Annotated in this window: 10 protein-coding genes; 3 read left to right on the top strand and 7 right to left on the bottom strand. The window is 70.5% G+C overall.

From position 1 onward, the window contains the following. Window positions 1-62 precede the first annotated feature (62 nt). The 3 genes from CUC05_RS02925 (at window position 63) to CUC05_RS02915 (ending at window position 2,135) form a co-directional block, all read left to right on the top strand. Entirely contained in the window at window positions 63-470 is a 408-nt protein-coding gene (locus CUC05_RS02925) for a pyridoxamine 5'-phosphate oxidase family protein (RefSeq protein WP_108664581.1), read from the top strand. Between the two features lie 103 nt (window positions 471-573). Then, on the top strand, window positions 574-1,095 hold the full coding sequence (locus CUC05_RS02920; RefSeq protein WP_108664580.1) for an RNA polymerase sigma factor: 522 nt from the start codon (window positions 574-576) through the stop codon (window positions 1,093-1,095). Then, complete coding sequence (locus CUC05_RS02915) at window positions 1,092-2,135, top strand: hypothetical protein (protein ID WP_108664579.1); 1,044 nt, start codon at window positions 1,092-1,094, stop codon at window positions 2,133-2,135. Before CUC05_RS02920 ends, CUC05_RS02915 begins: the two co-directional genes overlap by 4 nt. Here CUC05_RS02915 and CUC05_RS02910 read toward each other — a convergent pair. From CUC05_RS02910 to CUC05_RS02880, 7 genes are all read right to left on the bottom strand, one after another. Next, on the bottom strand, window positions 2,111-2,947 hold the full coding sequence (locus tag CUC05_RS02910; protein WP_108664578.1) for a cytochrome c oxidase assembly protein: 837 nt from the start codon (window positions 2,945-2,947) through the stop codon (window positions 2,111-2,113). The two genes, CUC05_RS02915 and CUC05_RS02910, sit on opposite strands and share 25 nt — an antisense overlap. Continuing rightward, window positions 2,947-3,438 (bottom strand): hypothetical protein, encoded by a 492-nt coding sequence (locus tag CUC05_RS02905; RefSeq protein WP_108664577.1) that lies wholly within the window; start codon window positions 3,436-3,438, stop codon window positions 2,947-2,949. Before CUC05_RS02905 ends, CUC05_RS02910 begins: the two co-directional genes overlap by 1 nt. Beyond that, window positions 3,435-6,008 (bottom strand): cytochrome c oxidase subunit I, encoded by a 2,574-nt coding sequence (ctaD, locus tag CUC05_RS02900; protein ID WP_108664576.1) that lies wholly within the window; start codon window positions 6,006-6,008, stop codon window positions 3,435-3,437. Before ctaD ends, CUC05_RS02905 begins: the two co-directional genes overlap by 4 nt. Next, a complete protein-coding gene (coxB, locus tag CUC05_RS02895; protein ID WP_108664575.1) occupies window positions 6,005-6,952 on the bottom strand; it encodes a cytochrome c oxidase subunit II in 948 nt (315 codons plus the stop codon). The genes ctaD and coxB overlap by 4 nt, the downstream gene beginning before the upstream one ends. Window positions 6,953-7,019: 67 nt before the next feature. Then, a complete protein-coding gene (locus tag CUC05_RS02890; RefSeq protein WP_108664574.1) occupies window positions 7,020-9,407 on the bottom strand; it encodes an Rne/Rng family ribonuclease in 2,388 nt (795 codons plus the stop codon). Next, window positions 9,404-10,171 (bottom strand): TIGR03936 family radical SAM-associated protein, encoded by a 768-nt coding sequence (locus CUC05_RS02885; protein WP_157965145.1) that lies wholly within the window; start codon window positions 10,169-10,171, stop codon window positions 9,404-9,406. Before CUC05_RS02885 ends, CUC05_RS02890 begins: the two co-directional genes overlap by 4 nt. Beyond that, on the bottom strand, window positions 10,155-12,104 hold the full coding sequence (locus tag CUC05_RS02880; RefSeq protein WP_108664572.1) for a TIGR03960 family B12-binding radical SAM protein: 1,950 nt from the start codon (window positions 12,102-12,104) through the stop codon (window positions 10,155-10,157). Before CUC05_RS02880 ends, CUC05_RS02885 begins: the two co-directional genes overlap by 17 nt. Window positions 12,105-12,126 lie beyond the last annotated feature (22 nt).

The raw sequence follows: 12,126 nt of genomic DNA, 5'->3' as shown, positions 1-12,126 counted from the left end.
CCCGGGTGATCCGGGACCTTCGACGCTGGCCGTATGGCCGGGTCGTGACGCATCGTCGACCCATGACACGCACCAAGGATCATCTGCAACGACTCGACCAGGACGAGTGCATGACGCTCCTGGCCGGTCATCCCACCAAGGTCGGTCGCCTGGCCTTCGTCGACCAGGGCTACCCCATCGTCCTGCCCGTCAACTACCGGGTCCATCGCGGCTCGGTGGTGTTCCGCTCCGACCCCGGGTCCAAGTACATGGCCGCGGCCATGGGCCAGAAGATCGCCTTCGAGGTCGACGACGTCGACGAGGCCTGGCACGAGGGCTGGTCGGTGCTCATCCAGGGCATGTGCCGGGAGGTCACCAACCCCCATCAGCTCGAGCTGATCGACGGCATCGGCCTGGACGCGTGGGCGGGCGCCAGCATGCACACGCTGGAGATCCTGCACCACCGCGTCACCGGCCGCCGGATCGTCTGACCGGGCCGTCGGCCCGCCGCGGAGGCCGCCCTCCGCACGACACGTTCGACCTCGTCGGTCGAACGTGTCACGTTGTCCTCACTCCCGGACATGTGAGGGGTGAATGGACGACACCGACCGACTCCGCGCCCTGCACGACGCGCACGCCGACGACCTCGTGGCCTATGTCACGCGTCGTTCGGCGTCGCCCGACGACGCCGCTGATGTCATCGCCGAGACCTTCCTCGTCGCCTGGCGACGACTGGACGACGTGCCTCCGGGGCACGAGGCTCGACTGTGGCTCTTCGGCGTGGCCAGACGACAGCTGGCCAACACCCGACGCAGCTCCAGACGACGCACACGGCTCCTGGGGCGCCTGACCGAGCAGCTCCAACCGGCGCTCGCGACCGCCCCCCGCCACACCGTCGTCGACGGGCCGGTCGTGGAGGCCATGCAGCGTCTGCCCGAACGGGACCGCGAGGTGCTGTACCTCGTCGCGTGGGAGCAGCTGTCCCCCGCGGAGGCCGCGGTCGTCCTCGGTGTGTCCGCCGACGCAGCCCGAACGCGGCTGCATCGTGCCCGAAGGCGGCTCGAGGCCGAGCTCGCCGTCCCCGCGTCCACCCGCGCCCTGGAGGAAACCCGATGACCGACGACCTGCTCGAGGCGATCCGTCGCACCGACCCCGCCCGCACCACCACCCCGGCCGTCCGCACGGCCACGTCCGACCTGGTCGACCGGCTTGCCGCCACACCGCGGACTGCCGTCGGCCCGAACCGTGCCCCCCTCGACGGCGACCGTGCCCGCTGGAGCTTCGGCGCGGTGGCCGCCGCGATCGTGGCCCTGCTCGTGGTGGCGGTCGTCCGTGTCGTCCCCACGCCCGACGCCGTCGGCGACGGCGGCGGCACCCAGGTCTTCGGCGACGTCGGCCCCCATCTGCTGCTCGATGCCGACGGGTGGACGCTGGAGCGCGTGCAGATCCAGGCCGACACCCTCGGCGAGGTGTCCTTCGTCGGTCCCGACGGGACGATGGACCTACACTGGCGACCGGTCGAGGAACACGACGGCTGGGTCGAGGACCGTCGAACCTCGACCACGCCGGTGACCACGATCGCGATCAACGGCCAGCAGGCCGACGTGATGGCGTACTCCCCCGACGATCACACCGCCCTGTGGACCGATGACGTGCGATCCCTGGAGCTCCGTGGCACGCGCATGGACGCCGAGCGCTTCGCTGCACTGGCAGCCACGTTGACGCCGGCGACCCCGCAGCAGTGGAGCGACGCGCTGCCGGACTCCGCCATCTCACCGTCCCAGCGAGGCACCGTGGTCGCCAGCATGCTCGACGGTGTACCGCTGCCCCCGGGGTTCGACCGGGCTGCGTTGGAGGACGTCGCGTCCACCAACGACCGCTACCAGGTCGGTGCCGCCGTCACCGGTGCCGTGGCCTGCGGCTGGATCGAGGAATGGATCGCTGCCGGGGCGGTCGCCGACGACGCGCGACGTACCGCTGCCCGGGATGCGCTTGCGACGTCCCATGACTGGCCGATCCTCCTCGAGATGGAGCCGGATGGCGGTTGGTCGAACGTCCTCTGGCAGTACGCCGACGCCGTGGCTGGCGACGGCACCATCGAGGGCGGCATGACGCTGACGGTGGAGGAGAGCTACACCTCCGCCCTCGGCTGCTGAGCCTCGGCCTCGATCGACCGGAGCCAGCCGACCAGGAGCCACAGCGCCGTGGCCGGATACACCAGCCCGCCGGGGACCCACATCAGGGCCCCGGCGAGCTGCTGGTCGGCCAGCGGGGTCAGTCCCCACGCCGCGGTGGTCGTGGCGTACCCCTCGTACCAGGGCGTGCCCGCGAACGTCATCAACGCCGCGAGGAAGACCGTCGCCATCGCCGTGGTGAAGGCGAACAGCAACCGGATGCCGGGCTCGGCCCGTCGATGGCGAAGGACGACCCGCCACCACAGCCATCCGGCCAGCAGCCACGAGGCGTGCTGGACCAGGTGCACCACGTCGTCGGCCAGCGCGGCGTCGTAGGCCATCGCGGCGTGCCAGCCCCACAGGACCGCGACGTTGGCCAGCCAGGCGACGTCCATCCGCCGCCACCATCGCGGGCTCGGCACCAGCCGGACGGTCCGGCCGAGGCGCATCCCGCTGGCGACGACGTCACGGGGGATCCCCCGAAGGATCCGGTGTCCGGGACCGGCGACCACCAGCAGCGGCGCCACCACGAGGCCGAGCAGGAGGTGCTGGACCATGTGGGCCGACGCCAGGTGGCCCGCCGCGGCGTCCAGCGGCGACATCACCGCGAGGACAAGGACCACCAGCCCGGCAAGGAACGCGGCGTCGCGACGGTCGACCCCCGACCGGGCCGTCCCGGCCGCGCGTCCACGCTGGTACAGCCCGGCCGCGACGACGACCGCGAGCAGCAGCATCGGTTCCAGCGTCCATGTCGTCCACGACACGCCCGTGGACTCCAGGGTCGTGCCCCACATCAGCAGGCCGGGAGGACGAGCGCCGGGATGCCGACGACCAGCACGGACAGCCCGAACAGCGCGCCGAGCATGACGCTGGTGACGGCGAGGGCGGAGTCGCGCATCGAGCCGGGGTCGTCGCGGCCGTCGGGCCCGTCGGGCACCTCGGTCTCGGTGCTCGGGCCGTGCCCCGACGGGCGGGCCCGGGCACCCTCGACCCGACGCCGCTCCATCGACCGCCACCAGCGGTGGCTGGCCGTCGTCAGCGCCACGGCGATCAGGATCGCCACCGCCGTCGCCGCCACCGTCACGGTGCGCGCGAGGTCGTCAGCGGGTGGGACCGCGGTGCACGCGGCCTCGGTCGTCAGGTACACGACGAGGAAGTGGACGGCGAACAGGATCGGTCCGCCGACGAACAGCAGCCACCTGATCGGCGGGCCGCCGTCGTGGTCGGGGACCGGTTCGACCGCCGAGTCGGTACGCGGATCGAGTCCCGGCGCCTGGTCGGTCATGTCACCACCGGCCCCAGCGCGAGCGTCGTGGCACCGATCGTCCAGATGACGACGACCGCTGCCCACCACGTGGCGGTGTTGGTGATCGGCACGTGCCGGTGCTGGTCGTGGTGCCCCTGGACGGTCCAGACCGCCATCATCGCCGTCATCACGACCCCGACGACCAGCAGCAGGAGGAGGAACCCGGCCAGAGTGTGGTACATCGACCCGTAGGCGTGGGTCATGGAGTCGAAGTCCAGGCCCACCAGGTGGGAGAACAGCCACGCCACCGCGGCCCCGCCGAGCACGACACCCGCCGCCAGCCACACCGTCGTGCCGGTCACCTCACCCTCGCGGACGCGTCGCAGCGCGAGCCCGACGGAGGCGCCAGCGGCGAGGACCAGGACGGTGCCCAGCGCGAAGCTGCCGAGGTCCGGCATGGCGGTCCCCGACGGCGGCCAGACCGGGTTCTCCAGCCGCAGGTAGAAGTACGCCAGCAGCAGGCTCGCGAAGCCGATCGACACGAACAGCACGGCCAGCCCCATCCCCCACCGCGAGATGACCAGGCTGCCGCCGGCGTGCACGGGGATGCCGTGGGCCTCCTCGAACGCCCGCTCCTCCTCCACCGTCATCGGGGGGTCGGTGGGACGGTTCCACATGATGACGGCGAACCCGATGACGAGGGCGCCGACGAGCGCCCCGGGCCGCAGCTTCAGCAGCTCGCTGAGGAAGATGAGCACCGTGCCGCACGCCGCGACCAGCGGCCAGATCGACGGGTCGGCCACCCGGTAGATCTCCTCGGGACGGGCGTTGGCGGTGCCGACCGCCATGACGGCCCGCCACCGCAGCGGCCATCGGGCCATCCCCCGGACGAGCTGCTCGACGTCGGGGTCGCCGCGGTGCAGGTCGTCCTGGTCCCACAGCGGGTGTCGCGAGGTGACGATCGGGGTGACGGTCCAGGCATGTTCCTTGGGTGGGGACGGAACCGCCCACTCCAGCGTGTCGCCGCCCCACGGGTTGGGTCCGGCCGGCTCGCCGTGGCGGTAGCTGCGGACGACGTTCCACACGAACGTCGCGATGCCGACGACCACGATGTACACACCGACGGTGGAGACGATGTTGGCGGTCTGCCAGCCCATCTCCGCGGGGTAGGTGTAGACGCGACGGGGCATGCCCTGCAGCCCGACGATGTGCATCGGGAAGAACGCCACGTTGACGCCGACGAAGAGCAGCCAGAACTCGATGCGGCCCAGCCGCTCGTCCATCATCTTCCCGGTGAACTTCGGCCACCAGTAGTGCACGCCGGCGAAGATGGGGAAGGCGACCCCACCGATCAGGACGTAGTGGAGGTGCCCGACGACGAAGTAGCTGTCGTGGACCTGCAGGTCGAAGGGCACGGCGGCGGTCATCACCCCGGTGATGCCCCCGATGGTGAAGATCACGAGGAACCCCATCACGTAGAGCATGGGGGTGTCCCAGCGCACCCGGCCGGCCGCGATGGTGGAGACCCACGCGAACACCTGCACACCCGCAGGGATCGCGATGACCATCGAGGCGGCGGCGAAGAACGCCAGGACCAGCGTCGGCAACCCCGTGGCGAACATGTGGTGGGCCCACAGGCCGAAGGACAGCACGCCGATGCCGACCATGGACGCGACGATCCAGGTGTAGCCGACGGTGCGGTGGCGGACCATGACGGGCAGCACCATGGAGACGACACCCGCGGCGGGCAGGAACTGGATGTAGACCTCCGGGTGCCCGAAGATCCAGAAGAGGTGTTGCCACAGCAACGTCGACCCGCCGGCGTCTGGGTTGAAGAACTGGGTCCCGAAGCCGCGGTCGAGCTCCAGCAGCAGGCTGCCGATGATCAGCGGCGTGAAGGCGAAGAGGATCATGAACGCCGTGATGAGCATGGCCCACGCGAACAGCGGCATCCGGGTCAACGTCATGCCGGGGGCGCGCAGCTTCAGCACCCCGATGATGATCTCGATACCGGCGGCGATCGCTCCGACCTCGGCGACCCCGAGCCCCAGCACCCAGAAGTCGATGGCGAGGTCCGGGGAGAACTCCGGCCCGCTCAGAGGGGTGTAGGCGAACCAGCCCGCGTCGGGCACCAGCTGGAACAGGGTGGCGGAGTAGTACAGCAGGCCGCCGAGGAGGAAGGTCCAGTAGGCGAAGGCGCCCAGCCGCGGGAACGGCATCTCGCGCGTCCCGAGCAGCAGGGGCAGCAGCAGGATCGCGAAGCCCTCGAAGATCGGCAGGATGACCAGGAACATGGTCACCGAGCCGTGGTTGGTGAACAGCTCGTTGTACAGCTGCGGTCCCACGAGGCCGACCTCGGGGAACGCCAGCTGAGTGCGCATCACGACGGAGTCGACGCTGCCGCCGAGGATGAGGAAGAAGAACCCGGTCAGCAGGAGGCGCAGGCCGATGTTGTCGTTCTGGACGGCGCGGAGCTGGCCCCACAGGCCCGGCGGGTCGGCCCAGAGGCGGTCGAGCTCCTCGTCGGTCTCGACGTCGGCGACGGTCGGGGACGCCGACGCGGGCCGCTCCAGGCCCGGAACGTGGTCGTCGCGCGGCGACTCGGTCATCCGAGGGACTCCAGGTAGGCCAGGACGGCCTCGAGGTCGGCCGCGTCGAGCCCGCTGGGCTCCATCAGCGCGCCGGGCTTGACGTGTTGTGGGTCCTCGAGCCACCGGGCGAGGTCGTCGGGGGTGTTGGGCAGGGTGGCCGCGGCGATCGTCCGTCGGCTGGCGAAGTGGGTGAGGTCGGGCGCAGGGGGCCCGTCGCCGCGGGCGCCGTCGATGGCGTGGCACTCCATGCAGTTGCCCGGTCCGGCGACGACGTCGCGGCCGCGGGCGGTCAGCTCATCGGCGGGTGCGGTGGCCGGTTCCGCCTGCCCTGCCAGCCAGGCGTCGAAGTCCGGCTGGTCGTGGGCGATGACGAGCAGGCCCATGTTGGCGTGCTGGATGCCGCAGAACTCCGCGCAGGCGCCGCGGTACTCACCGGGTTCGTCGGCCTCGAGCACGAGGGTGTGGGTCCGGTCGGGCAGGGCGTCGAGCTTGCCGGTCAGCTGCGGGACCCAGAAGGAGTGGACGACGTCGGCCGACGTGAGCTCGACGGCCACCTGCTGCCCGGCGGGGATGTGGATCTCGTTGGCGGTGACGACGCCGGCATCCGGGTAACGGACCTCCCACCAGAACTGATGGCCGGTCACCTCCACCGTCACCGCGCCGTCGGGCGCCGACGTTGGGGTGTCGGCCATCGTGTCGAGGGTGGCCACGAAGACCGCACCGACGACAACCACGGGCAGGACGATCCCACCCCAGACGATCATCCGGGTGCTGGGCTGGGCGTCGGCGTCGACGGCCCGCCGTCGGACGCCGAGGACGAGCAGCACCGCGAAGATCGCGAACGTGGCGACCCCGAGGACCAGCATCAGGACCCACAGGTCGTCGATGGCCCTCGCCGCCGGCCCACGTGGGTCCAGGCTGCCCATGACGGCAGCCGCCACGATGCCGACGGCGCGATGCACGCGCAGTGACTACCCAAGGACGGGCCGGCTCACACCGACCCGCCGAAAAAGCCGCTACGCGAAACAGCTACGCGAGCAGGTCCTCCACGATGCGCCGCCCCGGGATGACGTCGTCCGTTTCCTCCGTGAAGGCCTCCATCAGGCCCTTGGAAACGTTCTTGCGGGTCATCTGGACCAGGCCGAGCTTGGAGATCTCCATCACGCGGGACTTGGTCTTGTCGCGGGCCAGCTCGCGCTTGAACCGCTTCAGGACCTCCTCACGGTTGGCCTGGACGATCATGTCGACGAAGTCGATGACGATGATGCCGCCCATGTCGCGCAGGCGGAGCTGGCGGGCGATCTCCTCGGCGGCCTCGATGTTGTTGCGGAGGACCGTCTCCTCGAGGTTGTCCTTGCCGACGAACTTGCCGGTGTTGACATCGATGACCCACATGGCCTCGGTCTTCTCGATGATCAGGTAGCCGCCGGACTTCAGCCAGACCTTCTTCTCCAGCGCTCGCCGGATCTGCGTGGTGACCTCGTAGGCGTCGAACAGCCGCTCGACACTGCCGTCGGCCCGGGCCGGCGGGTCGTAGGTGACGACCTTGTCGACGTGCTCGGGGCTGACCTCCGACAGGTAGGAGCGGACCTCGTCGGCCAGCTCGGCGTCGTCGATGATCAGCTGGGTGTGCTCGGGGCCGAACACGTCACGGATGACGCGCAGGACCAGCTGGGGTTCGGAGTAGATCGACTCCAGCGGCTTGGCCTTCTCCGCCTTCTCCTCGACCTTCTTCCAGCGCTCCAGCAGGCGAGCCACGTCGGCCTCCAGCTGCTCGGCGGTGGCCGACTCGGCCGCGGTGCGCACGATCAGGCCGAAGCCCTCGGGCTTGAGGCCCTTGAGGATCTTGCGCAGGCGGTCGCGCTGGTCGTCGGGCAGCTTGCGGGAAATGCCCAGCATGTCGTCGCCGGGCGCCAGCACGCAGTACCGGCCGGCCAGCGACAGGTGCTGGGTCAGGCGGGCACCCTTGGTCCCCATGGGGTCCTTGGTGACCTGCACCATCACGGGCTGGCCGGACTTCAGGGCCTGCTCGATGCGGGGAAGGCCGCCGTCGCGATCCGCCTCGTCGTAGTTGACCTCACCGGCGTACAGGACGCCGTTGCGACCCTTGCCGATGTCGACGAACGCCGCCTCCATGCCGGGCAGGACGTTCTGGACACGGCCCTTGTAGATGTTGCCGACGTAGGAGGCCTCGGAGGCCTGCGTCACGTAGTGCTCGACCAGCGTGCGCTCCTCGAGCACCGCGATCTGGGTCCGTTCCTTGCCGACGGTGACCAGCATCCGCTTGGGCGGGCTCTCGGCCATCACCCGGCGGGTCTCGGGGCTGACCGACGGCACGCGACGGCGACCGCCGCTGGTGCGCTGGGAGCGGGCGCTCAGCCGCGTCGGGGCTCCCTGGTCGTCCTTGGAGCCACTGTCTGCCTGCGTGGTGGAGCCGCCACCACCGCCACCGGAGCGTCCACGACGCCCGCGTCCACGACGGCCGCGACGACGCCGACGGCCCGACCGACCCTTGTCGTCGTCACCGTCGTCGGTGTCGGCAGATGTGTCCTTGCCGTTGGTGCGGGACTCGTCCGTGCCCGACTCGTCCTCGGCAGCCCCGTCCTTCGCAGCCCCGTCCTTGTCCGACGGGCCCTTGCCGTTGCTGGACTTCCGCTGGCCACCGCGACCGGCGCGATCGCCCTGGCGGCCCTTGCCGGACCGGGTGCGGTTCGCGCCGCCACGGCCGGACTCGCTGTCGGCCTCGTCGGTGTCGCTGGCGCCGCTGTCGGCGTCGTCGGTCTCGGTGTCGCCGCTGTCGGGGTCGTCGTCGCCGGCACGAGGGGTGCGCTGCGGGGCACCGCTGCGAGTGCGGGTGCGGCTCCCCTTGCCCGAGCCAGACCGCTCCCGATCATCCTCGGCGTCGTCCTCGCCCGACGACGCGTCGGCGGACGTGTCGTTGCTGGCCCTGTCGTTGCTGGCCCTGTCGTCCGACGAGTCGTCGTCGGCGCGGTCCTGCTCGTTGGCTCCGCCGCGACCGCGGCCACGGCCGCGGCGGCCACGGCGACGACGTCGGCGCGGCTTGTCCGCTCCGGCCTCGTCGGACGCGTCCTCGTCACGGGTGTCGCCGTCGCGGTTCTCGCTGTCGTCGCTGGCGCTGGAGGTCTCGGTGCCGGACTCCCCGTCGTCGTCGGACGCCTCGTCCTCCTCGTCGGACCCGTCGTCGGATCCGTCGGCCTCGTCGGCCTCGGCCGTGGACTCGTCGGTCTCGGCCGTGGGCTCGTCGTCGGTCTCGGAGGTCTCGTCCTCGGACTCGTCGGTGTCGACGGCGAAGGGGTCGACGGCGATGGGGCGGACGGTGCGGCGACGCACGCGGGTCCGTTCGGTCCGGTCCTCGCCTGCGTCGTCGGGAAGGTCCTGCTGCTCGGTCTCGCTCACGCGGGCTCCTCTGGTGCTGGTGGCGGCACGGACGGCCCGGTGGCTGTCCCCGAGGGGGAGCCATCGGCGGGGACCAACGGTGTGGTCGTCCCTCGCAGGGCGTCGTCGATGCCGGATTGATCGTCGCTCACGAGCCCCTGTGCGGCGCGCGTGATCAAGGTCGGGCGGTGCTCGATGCCGAGCACGCTGTGGACGTCGTCGGCACGGACTGCGGGTCCGGATCCGGCGTCGTCGGGGATGAAACCTGGGTGGCGCACGATGGCGCGCACGGTGGTGCCGTCGGCCACGATGCCGACGAGGGGCGGACGCAGGTCAGCGGTGACCAAGCGACCCTTGCGCTCGCGCTCGACCTCGAGGGGACCCTCGGCGGGCATGGCCGCCACGGCCTCGGCCAGGCCGTCGGCCGTCGGGTACTCCAGCACCCACATGGATGCCTGGAGGCGCTTGCCCAGCCTGGGTGCGCCGTCCTCGACCTCGGCGGCGTCGAGCACGTCGATCCCGTCGGGGAACGCGGCGTTGATGCGCGCGGTCATGTCGGCGAGGTCGACCGGTCCGGCGAACGTCAGCTCGGCGAACTCGGCGGTCGACCCGAAGCCCAGCGGCAGGGCGTCGCCGAAGCTGACCTTCGGATGGGGGCTGAACCCCTCCGAGTACGCGATCGGCAGATCGGCCTTCCGCAGGGCTCGTTCCCAGACCCTGCCGAGGTCGATGGCGCTGATGTACCGGAGCTTCCCGGCCTTGGAGAACCTAACCCGGGCGCGCACTGAGGATGGGGAGGCGCCTGCTGTGCTGCTGCGACGGCTGGGCATGTGCGGTCTGGTTCGCGAGATCCAGGGAGGGGCACACGCCGCAGTCGTAGCAGGGAGTCCAGCGGCAATCGTCGATTTCGGATGGGCCCGATGAGCCCTGGGGATCGACGGCGTCGCGATAGTCCTGCCACAACCAGTCCTTCTCGAGCCCCGAGTCGAGCTGGTCCCACGGGAACACCTCGTTGGATGCACGTTCGCGCTGGCAGTACCAGCCGACGTCCACGCCGACCTCGTCGGCAGCCTGCATCCAGGTGCTGTAGTCGAACAGCTCGTCCCAGCCATCGAACCGGGCGCCCAGCTTCCAGGCCCGCTCGACCACGTCGGCGACCCTGCGGTCACCCCGTGCGAGCAGGCCCTCGATCTGGCCCGGATAGGGATCGTGGTAGCGGAGGTTGAGGTTCCGGTCGCGGGCAACCCGGTTCTTGATCAGACCCAGCTTGCGGTCGATCTCCTCGGGGGAGTCCTGTGCGGCCCACTGGAACGGAGTGTGGGGCTTGGGCACGAACCCACCGACGGAGACGGTGACCTTGTTCTTGCGACCGTAGGACTTGCCGAGCTCCAGGACCTTCAGGCCCAGGTCGGCGATTGCGATGACGTCGTCGTCGGTCTCCGTGGGGAGGCCGATCATGAAGTAGAGCTTGATGTGGCGCCAGCCGTTGCCGAACGCCGTCTCCGCGGTGCGGAGCATGTCGTCCTCGCTGACCATCTTGTTGATGACCTTGCGCATCCGCTCGCTGCCCGCTTCGGGTGCGAACGTCAGGCCGGTCCGGCGACCGTTGCGAACCAGCTCGTCGGCCAGCTCGACGTTGAAGGCGTCGACACGCGTGGACGGCAGCGCCAGGGAGGTGGCGGTGCCCTCGTAGGTGTCGGCGAGGTCCCCGCACATGCCGCGGATCTCGGCGTGGTCGGCAGAGGACAGCGACAGCAGGCCGACCTCCTCGAACCCGGAGTTCTTGAGCCCCTCGGCGACCATCTTCTGGATGGTCGCCGACGAGCGCTCGCGAACGGGGCGGGTGATCATGCCGGCCTGGCAGAAGCGGCAGCCGCGCGTGCAGCCACGGAAGATCTCCACGGCGTAGCGCTCGTGGACCGTCTCGGTCAGCGGCACGATCTGCTTCTTGGGATACGGCCACTCGTCGAGGTCGGTGACGGTGCGCTTGGGCACGCGGTTGGCGGTGCCCTTCTCGACCGGGAAGATGCCGCGCAGCCGGCCGTGCGGCTCGCCGTCGCGTGGCTCGAGGTAGTCGGGCCGGTAGCGATCGGGCAGGTAGGCACCGGAGATGTCGGCGATGTGGTCCAGCCGCTCGGCGCGGTCGCGGACCTGCTTGAGGACGTTGTCGACCTCCAGCACGAACTCCTCGCCGTCACCCGCGCAGGCCACGTCCACGAAGGGCGCCAGCGGTTCGGGGTTGAACGAGGCGTGCCCGCCGATCATCACGATCGGGTCGTCGGGACCGCGGTCGGCCGCCCGCAGGGGGATGCCGGCGAGGTCGAGGCAGTTCAGGAGGTTGGTGTAGCCGACCTCTGCGGAGAGCGAGAACGCCACGACGTCGAAGGATCGCGCCGGAAGGTGGTTCTCGAGGGAGAAGAAGGGGATGCCTTCCTCTCGCATGATCTCGTCCATGTCGGGCCACGGCGCGAAGCCACGTTCGGCCCGCGTCCCCTCGACCTCGTTGAGCACCTCGTACAGGATCTGGACGCCCTGGTTGGGCTGGCCCACCTCGTAGGTGTCGGGGTAGCAGACGAGCCACGACGTGTCGTCGTCCCGGGGCACCTTCACCACGATGTTGTCCTCGCCGCCCACGTACCGGGCCGGCTTTCGGACACGCAGGAGGTGCGGCTCGAGGTCGGGCCACACGGAGCGTACGGGCTGTTGGGTCAGGGACATCAGAGGGGGGAGGTCGAGGATT

Origin of the sequence: Euzebya rosea (assembly GCF_003073135.1) — a bacterium.
GTDB classification, from domain to species: Bacteria; Actinomycetota; Nitriliruptoria; order Euzebyales; family Euzebyaceae; genus Euzebya; species Euzebya rosea.
The sequence above is the reverse complement of the archived record's forward strand: the minus strand, read 5'-3'. Positions and strand labels throughout refer to the sequence as shown.